Raw genomic sequence first — 18,966 nt, 5'->3', positions numbered from 1 at the left:
AATAAAAAATAAGCAAATGAAGATAATCGTGCCCATGGCCGGAATCGGCAGTAGATTGAGACCACATACATTAACTATCCCCAAACCACTTGTTCCTGTTGGTGGAAAACCCATTGTTCAAAGATTGGTTGAAGATATTGCTGAAATGAGCGAAGAACCCATTGATGAAATTGCATTCATCATTGGTGATTTTGGCGAACAGGTGAAAAGAGACTTAAAAGAAATAGCTGCAAATCTCGGTGCAGAAGGAAAGGTTTATTACCAGGAAGAAGCATTGGGTACAGCCCATGCTATTCTTTGCGCTGATAAATCGCTGGAAGGCAATATTATTGTAGCTTTTGCCGACACACTCTTTCGTGCAGATTTCAAATTAGACAAAGAAAAAGATGGGGTTATTTATGTCAAGCAAATTGATGATCCTTCTGCTTTTGGTATCGTAAAACTTGATGAAAACAACCACATCACCGATTTTGTAGAAAAACCGGAAACTTTTATAACAGACCTGGCCATTATTGGTATCTACTATTTTAAAGATGGAAATTGGCTTAAAGAAGAGTTAAAATATCTTATAGATAACAATATCAAGGACAAAGGTGAGTTTCAACTGACCAATGCTTTGGAGAATATGAAGGAAAAAGGAGCTGCATTTGTGCCCGGAAAAGTCAATGAATGGCTTGACTGTGGAAATAAAGATGCAACGGTACACACCAATCAACGGATTTTAGAACTCGACAAAAACGATTTGGTAGCTTCAAGTGTTAAAAGTGAAAACTCCGTGATTATACCACCATGTTTTATAGGAGAAAATGTGCAACTTAAAAATTCCGTTGTAGGTCCGCATGTTTCCATAGGTGCCTATAGTATTGTGAAAAACAGCATTGTAAAAAACAGCATTATTCAAAAGCACTCAATAATTGAAAAAAAAATCTTTAAAGACTCAATGATTGGAAACAATGCCAAAATTGAAGGCACATATGACGATCTGAGTCTTGGAGACTTCAGCCAAAGCAAATGATAAATCAATCAAAATATACAATCTGGATTTTCTTTCTTATTCTGATTCCACTAATTGCATTTGGTGGCCGAAAGGATAAAAAGAAGAAAAAAAACAAAAAAGAACAGCAATTGTCAAAATCTGATAAGGTTGCTGTACAAAGTATGTACCTAGATGCTACTAAAGCCAAAATACTTGAAGATTTCCAAGAAGCTGTAAATAAATTCGAGAAAGTAGTTCGAATGGATCCCGGTAATTCAGCAGCTTTCTATGAATTGGCCTTGCTATTTTACAAATCAAAACAGTATGAAGAAGCACTCAAGTATATCAATGAAGCTGTAAAAACAGATGAAAGCAAAAACAAATGGTATCTGATATTACAGGGCGAAATCAATGCCCAAATGGGCAATAATAAAGCTGCAGCGGAAACCTACTCCAAACTACTGGAGCATTACCCCAAAGAGATAGACTATTATTTTGAATTGGCTTTTCAACAAATCAAATCAGAAGATTATAAAGCAGCATTAAAAACCTATGAAGCATTAGAAGATATAATAGGTTTTAATGAAAATATTGCCTTACAAAAACAGCGGCTTTATATCAAAATGGATGATTTAGAAAGTGCGATTGTGGAAATCAATCGCTTAATTGACATGGATCCTGAAAATCCCGAATACTATCATGCACTTGCGGATCTTTACAGAACCAACAAAATGCCCGAAAAAGAAGTAGAGGTCTATAAAAAAATCATGGAATTAGACTCTGACAACCCCTTTGCTCTTTTTAATCTTGCAGAAATCAAACGTAAAGAGGGAGACCGGGAAGCCTATATGGAATACCTAAAAAAAGCTTTCCGAAATGAAGAAGTTGGTGAAGACACAAAAATCAGGGTGCTATTTCCTTATCTCACCAACCCCGAAACCGATACACTGGAACGAAAAGAAGCAATGGAGCTTGTAGAAATAGCTGCTGAAGTACACCCTCAAAGCGCCAAAGTATTTGCCCTTTATGGTGATTTTTATTACCAGGATAATAAATTAGACAAAGCACGTGAAAAATATACAAGAGCTTTAGAAAACGACAACAGCGTATTTGAAGTATGGCAACAATTATTCTTTATCTTATCAGATCAGCAAGATTATAATGAATTGCTCGAACGCACTGATAATGCCCTGGAATTATTTCCCAATCAGGCCATCATATATTTCTTCAATGGAATGGCGCTGAATCAGCAAAAAAAACATCAGGAAGCTGTTGATATTTTAGAAGCCGGAAAAGACCTTGTAGTCAACAACAAGGCATTAAAATCACAAATGCTGGCTACTTTAGGCGATGCCTACAATAGCCTTGAGAAATATCCAAAATCTGATGAAGCTTTTGAAGCAGCCCTGGAGCTTGATCCGGAGAATTCCTATGTCATGAACAACTACAGCTATTATCTCTCATTAAGAGGAGAAAATCTGGAGCGCGCAAAAGAGCTGTCTAAAAAATCGAATGAACTGGAGCCCAATACTGTTTCATTTCAAGATACTTACGGTTGGATTCTATACAAAATGAAAGAATTCAATGAAGCAGAAAAATGGATTAAAAAAGCCCTTGATAATGGCGGGGAGGACAATGCTGTAATACTGGAACACTATGGAGATATTCTGTATAAACTCGGTAAAGAAGAAGAAGCACTTCAATATTGGAAGAAAGCTGCAATGAATGGCTCTGAATCAGACCTGATCAATAAGAAAATTGCCGACAAAAAGCTTTATGAATAGGGGTGTATTCTTTCTTGTTGTAGTGCTGCTATTTATTTTCTCCTGCCGCAGCAGTAAAGATATTAGCAAAGAAATAAAAATTGAAAAGCTAAGTCCGAAAGCGCTTCAAGAAGCATTACAGCAAAATGATTACGATTATCAAAGCTTCAGTGCCCGCCTTAAGATCCGCTACAAAACCAAAGAAAAATCACAAAGTTTCACTGCCAATTTGCGCATGATCAAAGACAGTATAATCTGGGCAAATTTCACCTCACTAATGGGCATTGAAGTAGGAAGAGTATTGATTAGAAAAGATTCCGTATTCCTGCTCGACCGAATGGACAAAGTCTATTACGAACGCGATTATGAATTTATTGAAGAATACTTGCCATATCGACTTTCACTAAAGCAAGTTCAGGATATACTTCTTGGCAAGTTCAGTTTTGAAATACAGGATAAAGCCAAAAGTAAAGTCCGCAACAAACAGCACATGCTTATTTTTCAGCAAGATGATTTCTCAGTGGAAATTCAAATTGAACCTAAGCACTTTCGCCTCAGCGAAGTTTTTTTAGAGGATAATCTCGTAAAAAGATATGCAAGATTTATTTTTGATGATTATGTAACCAGTGATTCCATAGACTTTTCTTCGGAGCGAAACATTTTTTTCAGCGGTGACAAACCATTGGAAACAGAAATAAAATTTTCACGCATAAAATGGAATGAACCCGTGGATTTCCCTTTCTTTGTAGGCAGTAAATATGAAAAAAAATAAGTTTTTCTTTTTAGCTATTGCAATATTGCTTTTTTGCCTGCCAATATACGGGCAGCAGCGCTCTGCACTTGAAAAAGAAAGAAAACAATTGCTCAAGGAAATCGACCTTACCAAACAACTGCTACAGGAAACAAGTGTCAGCAAAAAAAAATCCCTCAGTCAGCTCACAACATTAGAAAAACAAATAGAGCTGCGACAGGAAATAATCATCAATATCTCTAAAGAGCTGGCTTCGCTCAATGCTACAATTAAAGAAACAGAAACCGTTATCACCTCTCTTGAGCAAGACCTGGAAGAACTCAAGGAAAGCTATGCACAACTGCTGATATACGCCTACAAAAACCGTTCAGAGATAAACGAGCTGATTTTTATATTTTCTTCCAAAAATTTCAATGATGCATTCAACCGAATGAAATACCTGCAACGCTATGGAGAATTCAGAAAAACCCAGGCACAGCTTATAGAAAACACTAAAAAAACACTTTCAGGGAAACTCTCAGATCTGGAAAAGAAAAAAAATGAAAAACAGCGTTTGCTTAATGATCAAAAGCGACAAAAAGAAAAGCTAGACAATGAAAAAAGTGAAAAGGACAAACTCGTAAACGATTTGCTTTCGCAAGAAAGACAGCTAAAAAAAGACCTGAAGAAAAAGCAAAGCTCAGCTGAAAAGCTCAATAAAAAAATTGAAGAAATCATTCAAAGGGAAATAGAAATTGCACGGCAAAAAGCTGAAGCCGCAAAAAAAGAAAAGAAAGAAGGTAGCGATGCATTGAGAGATACACCGGAATCTGCAAAACTTTCAGCAGATTTCGCTTCTAATATGGGCAAACTGCCCTGGCCCGTTCAAAAAGGCATTATTTCCAGTCGTTTCGGAAAGCATGTACATCCCATTCTGAAAGTCGAAACATTTAACAATGGCATTGATATCAAAACAAACCAAAATGCTGAAGTAAGAGCTGTATTTGATGGAGAAGTTGTGAGCGTGGTCTATAATCCCGGATTTCAAAGAGCAATAATAATCAGGCATGGAGAATATTTTACCGTGTATTCAAACCTGAAAGATGTGCTCTTGAAAACAGGCGATGCTGTTAAAGCCAAACAAACCATAGGCGCAGTTTACACCGATGAGGAAGAAAACAAAACCGAAGTGCACTTGGAAGTATGGAAAGGAACGAAAAAATTAAATCCTGCCTTATGGATATACAATCAATAATGGTAACTTTGTAAATTCTAAAACTTAAGATTATGCTTCCAGGAGGTTGGGAATGGATTATTATTATTTTCGCGATTTTACTGCTTTTTGGCGGTAGAAAAATCCCTGAATTGATGAAAGGTATTGGCAAAGGCATACGCGAATTCAATGCTGCCAAAGCTAATATAAGAACTGAGATTGAGGATGGAATAAAAGAAGAGGATTCCAAGAAAGAAAAACAATCCAAAGAAGAAAAAGTCAATTAACCCACTGATTTAAACAAGCTCTTTTGAAAGAATATACCCGTCTGTCTGATATTCAACAGGAGCTCAATGCCGGCAACACAACTTGTGTTGGCCTGGTAGAAGCATACCTGAAAAATATTGAAACCCGCAAAGATTTAAATGCTTTTCTTGAAGTTTATTCTGATGAAGCTTTAACCAGGGCAAAAGTCATTGATCAGAAATTACAATCCGGCAATGCAGGGAAACTGACAGGCATGGTAATTGGCATAAAAGATATCTTATGCCTTAAAGACCATAAAGTTGGTGCTTCTTCAAAAATTCTGGAAGGATTCAATTCCTTATATACTGCCACTGCTGTTCAAAGACTCATCGATGAAGACGCTATAATCATAGGCCGTCTAAATTGCGATGAATTCGCTATGGGCTCAAGCAATGAAAACTCTGCATACGGAAATGTAAAAAATGCACTGAACCCCGATTATGTCCCTGGTGGATCTTCTGGCGGTTCGGCAGTAGCAGTTCAGGCCGGGCTTTGCCATGCATCTCTCGGTACAGATACCGGAGGCTCTATTCGGCAACCGGCATCCTTCACAGGTGTGTTCGGATTAAAACCTACATACGGCAGAGTGTCCCGCTATGGACTTATTGCCTATGCTTCTTCATTCGATCAAATTGGCCCTTTTACCAAAAGTGCTGAAGATGCTGCATTGCTTCTCGAAATTATGAGCGGTGCTGACGAATACGACAGTACTTGCTCGGATGAAGCTGTAAAAAGCTATCAGCTTGATGCTCAAAAGAAATATAAAATTGCGTATTTGCCCGCTACACTTGAACACGAAGGACTTGATCCGGAAATTAAATCAAAAATCCTGTCTGCAATTGAAAAACTCAAAGCCGAAGGGCATGAAGTAAAAGCAATTGAATTTCCATACCTCGATTATCTTGTACCCTCCTATTATGTGTTGACAACTGCCGAAGCATCTTCAAACCTTGCCCGCTTTGATGGCGTACGCTATGGAAAGCGTTCGGAAAATGCCGAAAGCATGGACGATGTTTATTACAATACACGCTCTGAAAATTTTGGGCCAGAAGTAAAACGCAGAATTATGCTCGGCACCTTTGTGCTAAGTGCAGGATATTACGATGCTTATTATGGGAAAGCACAAAAAGTAAGACGTCTACTTGTTGAAAGCAGCAGGGCTATGCTCGAGGATTATGATTTTATTCTGACTCCCACCACACCTACAACAGCTTTCAAGATTGGCGAAAAATCCGATGACCCCATAGCAATGTACCTTGCCGATATTTTCACTGTCCAGGCCAATCTGGCAGGATTACCTGCTGTTTCAGTTCCTTTGTTTGAGCATTCCAATGGCTTCCCTTTTGGATTGCAACTGATGAGTGATAAATTTGAAGAAGCTAAATTGTTGTCTTTTTCAAAAACACTGTTGGAAAACAAGACACTTTTTAACTGAACGGAATCGTTATAAACATTAGCACGTGAACAAAGCCTAAAAGCTTTTTTCATAGTCTTGGTAACTTTATTCCTTCAAATGAGTAAATATAAATTTCTAGCAGTTGAATAAATTTTACTGAAGTAAATATATACTGATAAAAATGCGTCTAAAATCTATTGCCATATTTTTGCATGTCATCTTCTTCTCCTTTTTCCTAAAGGCAGAGAAAAATGATACTTCCTTTATTGACAAGGAATTCACTACTAAATTAGATAGCCTGAGTAATTGGCTCTACAGCACAAACCTTCAATTTGAATTAAAAGACTCATCTGTAGCTACTTTGCCTGCTGATTCATTTAGGTATCTGCTCAATGATTCGCTGATTATAACAGACCTCAGCAAAATACCAACTCCCATAAATTTAGCATACAATCGCTATGTAAAAAGATATATTGAACTCTATGCCTTAGAACGCAGAGAACAAGTAGAGCGAATGTTAGGTATGAGTGCCTGGTATTTTCCCATGTTTGAAACCGCACTCGACAGAAAAGGCATGCCGATAGAACTAAAATATTTACCCATAGTTGAATCAGCCCTCAACCCTAATGCTGTATCGTTTGCAGGCGCCAGTGGCCTTTGGCAAATTATGTATTATACTGGCAAATCTCTCGGACTCAATGTCAATTCCTATATTGATGAACGCAGAGATCCGGCAAAATCTACAGAAGCTGCCCTGAATTATTTAAACAGGCTTTATAATGTATATGGCGACTGGCTCCTTGTAATAGCAGCATACAATTGTGGCCCCGGAAATGTCAACAAAGCCATACGAAGATCAGGAGGACACAAAAATTTCTGGAGTATAAGAAAGTATTTACCGCGCGAAACGAGGGGGTATGTTCCTGCATTTCTTGGAGCCATGTATGTAATGGAACACTACGAAAAGTTTGGGCTTAAAGCTATTCATCCACAATTTGACTATTACAGCACCGATACTGTAATGATAAAAAACAATCTTGATTTAAAAATTGCAGCCGACAGTTTAGGTATAGATTTTAAAGTAATTGCAGGACTTAATCCAGGCCTGAAAAAATTCTTTATCCCAGAAAGCGAAACAGCATATCCCTTAACACTTCCAATTAATAAAATTGTGCTTTTTGAAGAAAAACGGGACTCTATTTTTGCAGCATACGAAAACACAAAAGAAAGTATTACTGAAAGTATTGCACAACTCGACAAAAGCGAATTTCCATACAAGGATGAAAATATGGCAAGATTAAGCTACCATGTAAAGCCGGGCGATAACCTGGGCTACATTGCTGAATGGTACAATTGTAGTGCTCAAGATATTCGCAAGTGGAACAACATCAATGGAAATATCATTAAAACCGGACAGCGTTTGGATATTTTTGTCCCCAAGAACAAACTTGGAGATTATGCAGATATTAACTCCTTGAGTTTTGAAGCTAAAAGACAGGGAAAAACCACTTCAAGCACTAAATTATTAGCTGATGAAGATTGTCAATGCATTTATCACGAAGTTAAATCAGGCGATACACTTTGGGATATCTCCAGGCTTTATCCGGATGTAAGTATAGAACATTTGAAAATTTGGAATCAGCTCAGCGAAAACCAACACTTAAAACCCGGCATGAAACTTAAAATCAGAACTTAGATGCGCTGCAATAGCCTCCTGCTCTTTATTTTAACACTCCTCTTATTTAGCCTCTTCAGTGCTTGTGATGCAAACAATTCCAAAAGTCAAAGAACAATACTTCCCGACTCAAATGGTGCTGTAGACGAAATTCTTATAGTTGCAGATCCCCTGCATCTTGAAGACAGTACTCGGAAAATCTTAAGCAATGTATTTTCCGGCCCTTATGACGTGTTGCCTCAATATGAACCCAGACTTATCAGTCGTTTTATTTCCTACAATAAAATGACCGATTTGCTGTCGAGATTTCGAACAATCGTTATTGTTGCCGATCTCGAAAAAAAAGGCAAGGCACGGGATTTCACCCTTGAAAATGTTCCACAGCAAATAATTGATAGTGGGGAGCGCAATTTTTATATCAAAAAAAATGCATGGGCTGAACCACAACTTATTATTTGTCTTTTTGCCAATGACCAGCATAACCTGTGGAAAGCCATCCAATCCCAAGGCGATTATCTTTGTGAAGTCATTCAAAAATACCAGGAACCGTTTCTTAAAAAAATCCTCTTTGCCAAAGGACACAATTATGAGCTAGAGAAAACCTTAAGAGAAAAATATCATATCAAAATGGAAATTCCTGAAGAGTATATTCTGGCTCAGGAAGAAGATGATTTTCTATGGATAAGGAGAGAAACCACTGTTTCAAGCGAAAACATTATGCTCTATTTTGAACCCTATGCATTCGAAAAGGATATTGAAAATTATGGCATTCCCTGGCGCAACAAACTGGGTAAAAAGTACATTTCTACCCAAATCGACAGCACATACATGACAACCGACAGCATACTTCCAGTAATGGCATCAATTAAGAAAATAAATGGTACGGAAATAATAGAAAACCGGGGACTCTGGAAAGTACAGAATGATTTTATGGGTGGTCCTTTTTTAAATTATCTTATCCCTGATAAACAAAGAAAGCGACTGATTATGATGGATGCTTTTATTCACGCACCTGGTGAGAAAAAACGCATATTTATGCGCAAAGCTGAAGTGATTTTCAACAGCATAAACTTGCAGAACTAACCCAGATTAATCTTTAAATGCACTATCCCGTTCGCGTGTGACCCTTACTTCTATTGCAAGCTCTGTATCCAATGCTTTGCTATAATTATCATCCGATTTTAGCGTATAGGTTTTTGTCTTTTCGCGGTGAATTTCAAATTCTCCCTCAACATGATCATCAACATCGAGGTATAGCAGGTCTTTTTCTTTCAAGTCCCAATAACCCTCTTTGGCGTATATAAGTGAATCGCGAAGATAATTGCGTGCTTCGGCAGTACCATCTTCATAAAAATCAATTATATATGCGCTTTCATCGGGATAATCCCTGAAATTTGGCAAAAGCAGGTGCATTAGATTCCCCTCATTTCCGGGAGTATTAATCTTGTGAACCGTCCACTTGTCCTTTCGGATTTTGTTCTCTGTAATTTTTTTACAACTTGATGCCAGTATCAACAATAGTATGCCGGCCAATAATTTCATTTTTCCCATAACACTAAAATAAAAAAAATTACAAATCCCCCATCTGTGGCCGCACCACAATTTCTTCCACTACAGTCTGTTTTGACAGATTAAAACAATTCCACACCAATTGGGCAATATCATCCGCAGGTATCAGTCGGTCTTCAGAATAATCCTCCCCCTCCCAACTAGCAGTAAGAGTAGCTCCCGGAATTACAGCAGTCACTTTTATTCCAAAATGCATAAGTTCAGCTCTCAAAGCTTTATTCAACCCCGTCATTGCAAATTTAGAAACCCCATAAGCTCCGGTATTTTTACAAATTTCCTTACCTGCAATTGAAGAAATATTAAAGATGTGACCTGATTTTAGTTTTTTCATTCCAGGAATAAAAGCACGACTCAGATGATAAGCACTGTATAAATTGGTATTTATCATTTTTTCCAGAACACCGTCTTCCTCTTCATGCAATAATCCCGCACGATAGATTCCTGCATTATTTACTACAACATCAATTTTGTCCCATTCTTTTTTAACTGTAGCTGCAAAATCCAGAAGCTCTTGTTTAATGGAAACATCCGCTACTTTTACCAGCACTTCAACACCATATTCATCTTCAAGATGAGTTTTTAGCTTATTCAAATCCATAGCATTTCTGGAACAAAGAGCTACATCAAAACCATTGGCAGCAAATATTTCCACAATGCTTCTTCCAATACCTTTTGTACCTCCACTAACTACAATTCTCATAAGTGCTGCTTTCTAAATTTAAAATGCTAAAATTAAAAACTAAATTTGAGTCAGGAATTAAGCTATGAATTTCTTTTATCATTTCGGAAAATATATTCTGCTGCTCACAAGCACATTTGTCAAGCCTGAGAAATTCAGCATGTATTGGAAAGAATCCATGCGACAGATGAAATTGATCGGTGTGGGTTCATTTGGGATCATCTCTGTTATGGCTCTTTTTATTGGAGCTGTTACAGCCATTCAGTTTGCTTATCAGTTAGAAGACAATATCATTCCTATGTGGTGGATTGGTTTGATCGTAAGAAACTCTATGATACTAGAGCTTGCCCCTACTCTATCCTGCCTTTTACTCGCAGGAAAAGTAGGATCCAACATTTCCTCTGAACTGGGCACTATGCGTATTTCAGAACAAATTGATGCACTGGAGATTATGGGTGTCAGCACTGCGGGCTATCTTGTTGGCCCCAAAGTATTGGCATCTCTCGTAGTCGTTCCTTTATTGGTTGTTTCAGCAGTATTCTTTGGGGTTTATGGTGGTATGGTAGCCGGAACACTTTCAGGAATTTACAGTCAGGAGGAGTTTATTCGCGGCATGCAAGAGCCCTTAGACAATTATGACATCTTCATTATGTATATAAAAGCAGTAATTTTTGCATTTATTATCACATCTATTTCCTGTTACCAGGGATTTTATGCAAGCGGGGGTGCGCTGGATATTGGCGCATCAAGTACCAAAGCAGTTGTTTACAGTAGTATAAGTCTTATTATCGCTAATTTTTTAATCGCTTACCTTTTCCTATGATAGAATTGAGAGATGTACATAAATCATTTGGTGAAGAACATGTGTTAAAAGGCATTTCCACTTCTTTTGAGCCTGGGAAAACCAATCTTGTAATTGGCAGAAGTGGTTCTGGAAAATCTGTTTTAATGAAATGTGAAGTAGGTCTTATACCGCTTGATTCTGGTGAAATTTTGTATAATGATCGCAGCTTCCAAAAAATGAACAGAAAAGAACAAAAAGCCATCCGTATGGAAATAGGCATGCTTTTTCAGGGCAATGCACTTTTTGATTCTATGACTGTGGAAGAAAACATACGCTTCCCATTGGATATGTTTTCCAATATGACAAAAAAAGAAAAAATTGATCGTGTGAATTTTTGCCTGGAACGTGTAAACCTTGAAGGCAGTAATCACAAAGCACCTTCAGAAATCAGTGGTGGAATGAAAAAAAGGGTGGCACTTGCCCGCGCTATTGTTCAACAACCAAAATACCTGTTCTGTGATGAACCCAATTCAGGATTAGATCCTAAAACAGCAATTGTAATTGACCACCTGATACGGGATATTACTATTGATCAAAATATTACTACAGTAGTAAACACCCATGATATGAACTCTGTAATGGGCATTGGTGATAAAGTCTTATTTCTCCATCAAGGAAGAAAACACTGGGAAGGCAGTAATAAAGAAATTCTAAAAACAGACAATCCCGAATTGTACGATTTTGTTTTTGCTTCTGAGTTTTTGAAAAAACTAAAGGAAGAAAAAGCTTCTTAAGCCTGATTAGTTTTAACGGCATCTACTTTCTTTTTTGAGGGCTTCATATATTCTCGTATTTTAGCGCAACTGAAATTTTAACAAACCATCTATAACAGACTATGAGTGTATTAGTGAATAAAAATTCGAAAGTAATAGTGCAGGGGTTTACCGGTAAAGAAGGTTCTTTCCATGCAGAACAAATGATTGAATATGGCACCAATGTAGTTGGTGGAGTAACCCCTGGAAAGGGCGGGTCAAAGCATTTGGACAAGCCGGTTTTCAATACCGTTTCAGAAGCTGTGAAAGAAGCCGGAGCAGATGTTTCTGTAATTTTTGTTCCGCCCCCCTTTGCAGCAGATGCCATTATGGAAGCTGCCGAGGCAGGAATTAAAGTGATCATTTGTATTACTGAAGGCATTCCTGTACAAGATATGGTAAAAGTAAAATCTTACCTCAGTGATAAAGATTGCCGACTGGTAGGCCCGAATTGTCCCGGAGTGATTACTCCCGGTGAAGCAAAAGTGGGTATTATGCCCGGTTTTATTCACAATCCCGGAAAAATCGGAATTGTTTCCAGGTCGGGGACTTTGACTTATGAGGCGGTTGACCAGGTTACCAAAGCCGGATTGGGACAATCCACTTGTATCGGAATTGGTGGAGACCCAATTATTGGCACTACTACCAAAGAAGCTGTGGAATTGTTGATGAACGACCCCGAAACTGATGGCATTATTATGATCGGTGAAATTGGTGGCGGAATGGAAGCCGAGGCTGCACGCTATGTGAGAGACCACGGAACTAAACCCGTTGTAGGTTTCATTGCCGGACAAACCGCTCCAGAAGGTAGGACCATGGGACATGCCGGAGCCATTGTTGGTGGAAAAGACGATACGGCCAAAGCCAAAATGGAAATAATGAAAGAATGCGGGATTCATGTAGTTGAATCTCCTGCATATATTGGTACTACTATGGTTGAAGCTTTAAAAGGAGCTTCGGTATAAAGCAAATTATGGCATTGTTAAAAGGCAAAACTGCATTAATTACCGGAGCGAGCAGGGGGATAGGATATCACATAGCCAAATGCTTTGCCGCAGAAGGTGCTGATATTGCTTTTACTTATCTTAATTCTGTTGAAAAGGCAAAAGCGCTGGAAAATGAGCTTTCTCAATCCGGCATAAAAGCCAGGGCATTTCGGTCTGATGCAGCCTCGTTTAATGAGAGTGAACAACTTCTTAATGAAGTACTTTCTGAATTTGAAACCATAGATATTCTTGTGAACAATGCAGGCATCACAAAAGACAATTTGATATTGCGCATGAACGAACAAGATTGGGATGCAGTGCTCAATGCCAATTTGAAATCCGTTTTCAACCTCACAAAAGTCTGTTCGCGCAATTTTCTGAAACAGAGAAAAGGCTCAATTATCAATATTTCTTCTGTAGTTGGCATCAGTGGAAATGCAGGGCAAAGTAATTATGCCGCTTCAAAAGCCGGAATTATCGGTTTTTCAAAATCTATAGCTGATGAATTGGGTGCGCGAAATATCCGATGCAATGTTATTGCTCCGGGCTTTATCCAAACTGAAATGACCGGTGAACTGGATGAAAATACAAAAGCACAATTTTTGAAAAATATACCGTTAAACAGAGCAGGTAGTGGTGCTGAAGTAGCCAATACTGCTTTGTTTCTGGCATCTGATCTTTCTTCTTATGTTAATGGCCAGGTTATCAGCGTATGCGGTGGCCTGTCCCGCTAAATTTATAGCAATTGAAATTTGAAATATTTTACGAATATCCGCTGTGGTTTATTCCTTTGTGTTTGCTTCTTGGAGCAGCTGTAGCAGGTATTTTATATTTCAAAAATGAAATAGTAGATGCCCCGGAAAAAGAGCATAGAAGATGGAAAAAAGTATTGGCTATTACACGCTTTATACTGGTTTCAATAATTGCATGGCTATTGCTTTCCCCTTTTTTCAAAAGTACGGTAACCGAAAGTGAAGCCCCGGTGATCCTACTTTTACAGGACAATACGCTTTCCTTACAAAACAGTTTTTCAGAAGAAGAGAAAAATCAATATCTCGAAGCATTGCAGCAACTTAAAGAAAAGCTGCAAGATAATTATGAGGTGATTCTAAAAGGTTTTGATGCTAAACTTACAGATAAAGACAGTATTAATTTCACTGGTAAACTGACCAACATCTCTGGTAGCCTTGAAGAAGGTATTGATCTATACAAATCCAGAAACCTATCTGCCATTATTCTTGCATCTGATGGGATATACAACAATGGCATCAATCCAATTTATAAGCCTAAATTGCTCAACTATCCAATCTACAGCATAGCACTGGGAGATACAACTCCTAAGAAAGACTTGCTAGTAGAGCGTGTACTGTACAATAAAATCGTTTATCTCGATGATCGCTTTCAGATAAGTGCGAGCATTCAAAACAAAAAACTCGAAAGTAGTACTCAAGTCGTTTTACAAAGAATTGACGGTAATAATATAAAAGAATTAGCAAGCAAAGACATCAATTTTAGCAAAAGTGATGCATTTATTGAAAACAATTTTACGATTAGTGCTGATCGCCCCGGAGTACAGCATTATAGAATAGTAGCAAAACCGGTAGAAGGGGAATTTACGACTAAAAACAACAGCAAAGACTTTTTTGTGAATGTGCTGGACAATAGGCAAAAAATCCTCATTGCAGCATTAAGCCCCCACCCGGATATTGCCGCAATAAAAACTATGGCTGAGCAAAATAAGAATTATGAAGTTGATGTGGTAATGCTCAGCCACAATCAAAGTTTCAATGCAGAAGAATACAATACCGTTGTTTTTCATCAAATTCCCGGCACTGGCAATAAAGGCATGCATTGGATAGATGCTGCAAAAAAGGCCAATATGCCCGTTTGGTACATTGCCGGCACTCAAACAGATTTTAATAAACTGAATGAAATTCAAAACCTGGCAAAAATCAATCAAAGCAGAAATTCCTGGAATGAAGTTTCAGCAAATACCAATGAAGATTTTCAATTTTTCTCACTTTCGGAAAAATCTCGGCAAATGTACCGAAAGCTGCCACCTTTGAAAGCACCTTTTGGAAAATACGAAACAGCAAAAACCTCAAGAGTACTTTTTTCTCAAAATGTAGGCAGTGTAGCAACTGATTATCCGCTGTGGCTTTTTCAAAATCAAAGTGGTAGAAAGTCCGCGCTTACACTCGGAGATGGAATTTGGCGATGGAATTTGTACAATTATTTGCAAAACAATAACCACGATGCCTTTAAAGAGCTGATTAGCAAGACACTGCAATATCTTTCGGTAAAAGACGATAAGCGCAAATTCAGAATTATTCAGGAAAAGGACATATATGCTGACAATGAAGTAATACGTCTTGAAGCTGAATTGTACAATGATAGTTATCAATTGATCAATGATCCGGATGTAGAAATCACCATTCAAAATGCTGAAGGCAAAGAATATCCCTTTGTTTTTAACAGAAGTGGAAATGCATATGAACTGCAAGTTCCAGGCTTTGGAGAAGGCAATTATGAATATATAGCCCGCACACAATGGGCTGGGAAAAACCATAGTTATTCAGGGAAATTCAGTATTCAGCCCACCCAACTGGAGGCTTTCAGAACCGAAGCCGACCACCGCCTGCTCTATCAAATGTCGGAAGAATCGAAGGGCGGTTTTTATACAAGTGCCCAATTGGATATGCTTGCACAAAACATAGCAGAAAACAGTCAGATTCGCCCAAGTACCTACGAAGTTGAAGAAAACCAGGCAGTGCTGAATTTCAAATGGATATTCTTCCTGCTGCTCTTTTTGCTTAGTTTTGAATGGAGTATTAGAAAGTACCTCGGGTCATACTAATCCCAAGGCTGAATTTGAACTTATAAAAAATTACTCCAGATTTAGATATATTTTCATTTGCTTTATTACTTTAGTAGGTAAAACTCACCGCAAATGATTGCACGCATTTTCATGTGGTTCTGCCGGCTCTATTTCGTTAAAACCGGTTGGCAACTCAAAGGAGCTATACCCTATGATCTGAAAAAGTATATTGTTATAGCAGCCCCCCATACTAGCGCCTGGGACATTCCTATAGGTGCAGGAGCCAGAAGTATTCTTGGCCTGGATATTAAATTTATGGCCAAGAAAGAAGTTTTTAGATTTCCATTCGAAAAATTTATACGGCAAATTGGTGGCATCCCCGTTGATCGTTCAAAACACAGCAATCTTGTAGATACAATTGCAGACATTTACCGAACCAATAATGAGTTTGCGCTTGCCATAGCTCCAGAAGGCACAAGAGCCTATGTAAAAAAATGGAAATCGGGCTTTTATTACATCGCAAAGAAGGCAGATATTCCTATTATTTGCGGAGCACTCGACTATTCAAAAAAAGAGGTTGTGTTCAAAGAACCTTTCTATACTCAAGATAAAAGCTGGGAAGAAACCGAAGCAGAACTCATGGAATGGTATAAGCAATTTAAAGGAAAGCATCCCGAAAAGGGCGTTTATTGATTTTCTTGAAAACGTAACATTTAAGCATTCCTTTCGTAATAAAAAACAATTGCTATTCAATCTTAAATATTCAGCTATGAAGAAATTTTTAAAACCCAGATCATTTTTAGTACTGACTTTAGCACTTTCATTTGTAATGATGAGAGAAACCTTTGGACAAATACCTTTTTAGTTTATAAAGGCATATGAAAATTAAATGCTCCATATACATCTGCTTAAAGAACAAGCCCATTCTCAAAAAACCAGCTAAGCAAAGCAAGAAAAACCAATAAGAGAATTAGAGAAAATCCTACAGGAAAATCCAATGTATCGCTCTTTACAATTTTCAATCCGGATATTTTAGGAATACTTCGCAGCCAAATCACAAAAACTACAATTACAGCACTGATAAAAGTCACCAGGCTTTCAATAAAATCTTTATCCGCTCTTAATACCAATATAATAACCGAACCTATAAATACTGGCAAAACCACATTGTAAAACACAAAAGCACGTTTTCCGTAAAGGTTATTTATCCGTTTATATGAACTTGACAGTTCCAAAAAACTTCTTGAAACAAAGAAAGCATAAAGTGCACTAAAGCCAACCCCCAATAATGTAACCGGTGCCATTAGAGGTTTTCCAAACCAATACCAGGAAGCAATTACTGAAAAACCATAATAAAATGGGGAATTGTATGAGCCCGTACCTAAAACGACAACAATCACATAGCTCAAAAAAAGCACAATACAATTAAAAGAAAACCACAAAGTAACAGGCTTAAAGATGCTGCTGGTTTTTTTTAATAAACTATGCAAATGCCATGATATCAGCCCGACAAACAAAACAAATAATGGCCCGCTACTGTAAAAAACAAAGACTCTCAACTTAGACCAATGCTCCCAATCCATAGGGAGATTGCTCACTTCAAAATATTTAAGTACAGGATCATAACCCATTATTTTTGCAGCATAAGCAGAAACAGCATGGTTTAAAAATACGGCTGTATAAAAAGTGAGAATAAAAAAACAAGTTGAAGTAACTGTACGTCTAAAAATTAAGCGCCCAGACTCCGGATTCAGTTTATTAATATCCTTGTAGTAATCTATTTTATCAGCCATTTGCTTCTATTTCACTGCAAGCTGGGAGCTTTTAACGCATATAAAATAATAAATAAACAGACTACTACAACATCTTAGTAGCTGTAAACGTATATTAAGCAATATAAACAGTCTTTTGATTCACAAACTCTACAATGCCTGCTTTAGAAAGCTCTCTTCCATATCCGGAATTTTTTATCCCTCCAAAAGGTAAGCGCGGATCTGACTTTACAAGCTCATTGAAAAATACAGCACCTTCATCCATTTGATCAATGAGGCGTTTTATACGCGACTTATCATTTGTGCATATGCTTACCCCAAGTCCAAAATTGCTTTCATTACTCAATTTCACGGCCTCTTCTTCAGTAGAAAATTTACTAAAAGCCGCTACAGGGCCAAAAAGCTCCTCATCAAATGCAGGCATACCGGGTTTAATTTTCTCTAATATAGTAGGTTCAAATTTTGCCCCATTTCGATTTCCCCCTAATGTCAATTGTGCTCCTTTCTTAACGGACTCCTGCAATTGTTTCTCCAACTCTTCAGCGAGTTTTACGGAAGCCATAGGGCCAATTTTTGTATCGGTCTCTTCAGGATTTCCAAACTTTAGCTTTTCTAATTTTTCGATAAATGATGTTTTAAAAGCTTCATAGACCTGCTCCTGAACCAAAAACCGTTTTCCGGCTATACAACTCTGCCCGGTATTCTGATAACGCGCCCAGACAGCCTTCTCTGCAGCCATTTCAATATCTGCGTCTTCAAACACTATAAATGCATTGCTGCCCCCCAGCTCGAGCAAAGTCTTTTTGATTTTAGCTCCCGCCTGACTTGCTACTTTAGCGCCAGCAAATTCACTACCTGTCAAACTCACTGCCTTCACCACAGGATTTTCTATTACTGATTGCACAGCAGAAGAGGGAATAATTAATGATTGGGCTACACCTTCTGGAAAGTCCGCTTCGAGAAAAAGCTTTTCTATGGCTTTGGCACACTGCATTACAGAAGATGCATGTTTGAGTAAAACTGTATTGCCTGCCATGACAGAAGGAGCTGCAAAACGAAAAAACTGCCAGAAAGGGAAATTCCATGGCATTATTCCCAAAAGTACCCCAAGTGGATTGTGCCGCACAAAACTTTTCTGTGCATCTGTTTGAATTATTTCATCGGACAAAAAAGCAGCAGCATTTTTTGCATAATAGCGACAAACCCAGGCACATTTTTCAATTTCTGCTTCTGCCTGTTTAATTGGTTTACCCATTTCACGAGTCATCAAAATTGCCAATTCAGCCTTTTGCGCTTCTAATTTTTGTGCAAGAGCTTCCAGTTTTTCAGCTCTCTTTTCAAAGGATAGCTTTCTCCATTTACTGAAGGCGACCTCAGCTTTTATTATTTTATTATTGACGATTGAGTCAGAATCTGCCCTGTGTTCAAATATTACTTCCCCATTCCAGGGATTGATACTTTTCATAATTACATGCTTTTGCCTATAA

18 protein-coding genes are annotated in these 18,966 nt (G+C 37.9%); 14 read left to right on the top strand and 4 right to left on the bottom strand.

The features are described from left to right. Positions 1-16: 16 nt before the first annotated feature. The 8 genes from WD048_09860 to WD048_09825 all read left to right on the top strand — a co-directional run bounded on the left by WD048_09860 (position 17) and on the right by WD048_09825 (position 9,142). Positions 17-1,015, top strand: a complete 999-nt coding sequence (locus WD048_09860) for a sugar phosphate nucleotidyltransferase (protein ID MEX0812508.1) — start codon at positions 17-19, stop codon at positions 1,013-1,015. Continuing rightward, the gene (locus tag WD048_09855) at positions 1,012-2,760 is read left to right on the top strand and encodes a tetratricopeptide repeat protein (GenBank protein ID MEX0812507.1); all 1,749 of its coding nucleotides are present in this window, start codon (positions 1,012-1,014) and stop codon (positions 2,758-2,760) included. The genes WD048_09860 and WD048_09855 overlap by 4 nt, the downstream gene beginning before the upstream one ends. Then, on the top strand, positions 2,753-3,511 hold the full coding sequence (locus WD048_09850; protein ID MEX0812506.1) for a DUF4292 domain-containing protein: 759 nt from the start codon (positions 2,753-2,755) through the stop codon (positions 3,509-3,511). Before WD048_09855 ends, WD048_09850 begins: the two co-directional genes overlap by 8 nt. After that, positions 3,498-4,724: a peptidoglycan DD-metalloendopeptidase family protein gene (locus WD048_09845; GenBank protein ID MEX0812505.1), complete on the top strand. Its 1,227-nt coding sequence runs from the start codon at positions 3,498-3,500 to the stop codon at positions 4,722-4,724. Before WD048_09850 ends, WD048_09845 begins: the two co-directional genes overlap by 14 nt. Positions 4,725-4,756: 32 nt before the next feature. After that, a complete protein-coding gene (locus WD048_09840; protein MEX0812504.1) occupies positions 4,757-4,969 on the top strand; it encodes a twin-arginine translocase TatA/TatE family subunit in 213 nt (70 codons plus the stop codon). Between the two features lie 23 nt (positions 4,970-4,992). Then, positions 4,993-6,423 (top strand): Asp-tRNA(Asn)/Glu-tRNA(Gln) amidotransferase subunit GatA, encoded by a 1,431-nt coding sequence (gene gatA / locus WD048_09835; protein MEX0812503.1) that lies wholly within the window; start codon positions 4,993-4,995, stop codon positions 6,421-6,423. A 142-nt stretch (positions 6,424-6,565) separates the two neighbouring features. Continuing rightward, complete coding sequence (locus tag WD048_09830; GenBank protein ID MEX0812502.1) at positions 6,566-8,080, top strand: transglycosylase SLT domain-containing protein; 1,515 nt, start codon at positions 6,566-6,568, stop codon at positions 8,078-8,080. Then, positions 8,081-9,142 (top strand): DUF4837 family protein, encoded by a 1,062-nt coding sequence (locus WD048_09825; GenBank protein MEX0812501.1) that lies wholly within the window; start codon positions 8,081-8,083, stop codon positions 9,140-9,142. Positions 9,143-9,148: 6 nt separating this feature from the next. Here WD048_09825 and WD048_09820 read toward each other — a convergent pair whose 3' ends face one another. Both WD048_09820 and WD048_09815 read right to left on the bottom strand, forming a co-directional pair. Then, positions 9,149-9,592: a hypothetical protein gene (locus WD048_09820; protein ID MEX0812500.1), complete on the bottom strand. Its 444-nt coding sequence runs from the start codon at positions 9,590-9,592 to the stop codon at positions 9,149-9,151. A gap of 37 nt (positions 9,593-9,629) precedes the next feature. Beyond that, positions 9,630-10,328 carry an SDR family oxidoreductase gene (locus WD048_09815; GenBank protein ID MEX0812499.1) on the bottom strand — a complete coding sequence of 233 codons (699 nt, stop codon included), beginning with the start codon at positions 10,326-10,328 and terminating at the stop codon, positions 9,630-9,632. Between the two features lie 64 nt (positions 10,329-10,392). On the opposite strand from WD048_09815, the gene WD048_09810 reads away from it, so the two are divergent. The 6 genes from WD048_09810 (at position 10,393) to WD048_09785 (ending at position 16,400) form a co-directional block, all read left to right on the top strand. Further along, positions 10,393-11,130, top strand: a complete 738-nt coding sequence (locus WD048_09810) for an ABC transporter permease (GenBank protein MEX0812498.1) — start codon at positions 10,393-10,395, stop codon at positions 11,128-11,130. Beyond that, positions 11,127-11,885: an ATP-binding cassette domain-containing protein gene (locus WD048_09805; GenBank protein MEX0812497.1), complete on the top strand. Its 759-nt coding sequence runs from the start codon at positions 11,127-11,129 to the stop codon at positions 11,883-11,885. Before WD048_09810 ends, WD048_09805 begins: the two co-directional genes overlap by 4 nt. Positions 11,886-11,986: 101 nt before the next feature. Next, positions 11,987-12,868, top strand: coding sequence for a succinate--CoA ligase subunit alpha (gene sucD, locus WD048_09800; GenBank protein ID MEX0812496.1), 882 nt, complete (start codon positions 11,987-11,989; stop codon positions 12,866-12,868). 8 nt (positions 12,869-12,876) lie between these two features. Next, the gene (gene fabG / locus WD048_09795) at positions 12,877-13,623 is read left to right on the top strand and encodes a 3-oxoacyl-[acyl-carrier-protein] reductase (GenBank protein MEX0812495.1); all 747 of its coding nucleotides are present in this window, start codon (positions 12,877-12,879) and stop codon (positions 13,621-13,623) included. An 11-nt stretch (positions 13,624-13,634) separates the two neighbouring features. After that, positions 13,635-15,746 (top strand): hypothetical protein, encoded by a 2,112-nt coding sequence (locus WD048_09790; protein ID MEX0812494.1) that lies wholly within the window; start codon positions 13,635-13,637, stop codon positions 15,744-15,746. A gap of 93 nt (positions 15,747-15,839) precedes the next feature. Next, on the top strand, positions 15,840-16,400 hold the full coding sequence (locus WD048_09785) for a 1-acyl-sn-glycerol-3-phosphate acyltransferase (GenBank protein ID MEX0812493.1): 561 nt from the start codon (positions 15,840-15,842) through the stop codon (positions 16,398-16,400). A gap of 215 nt (positions 16,401-16,615) precedes the next feature. Here WD048_09785 and WD048_09780 read toward each other — a convergent pair whose 3' ends face one another. Then, positions 16,616-17,500 (bottom strand): hypothetical protein, encoded by an 885-nt coding sequence (locus WD048_09780; protein ID MEX0812492.1) that lies wholly within the window; start codon positions 17,498-17,500, stop codon positions 16,616-16,618. Between the two features lie 94 nt (positions 17,501-17,594). After that, positions 17,595-18,944: an NAD-dependent succinate-semialdehyde dehydrogenase gene (locus WD048_09775; GenBank protein ID MEX0812491.1), complete on the bottom strand. Its 1,350-nt coding sequence runs from the start codon at positions 18,942-18,944 to the stop codon at positions 17,595-17,597. Between the last annotated feature and the right edge of the window lie 22 nt (positions 18,945-18,966).

The organism is Chitinophagales bacterium (assembly GCA_040877935.1).
In the GTDB taxonomy this organism is placed as follows: Bacteria; Bacteroidota; Bacteroidia; order Chitinophagales; family CAIOSU01; genus JBBDNB01.
This window is presented reverse-complemented; position numbering and strand designations above follow the sequence as displayed.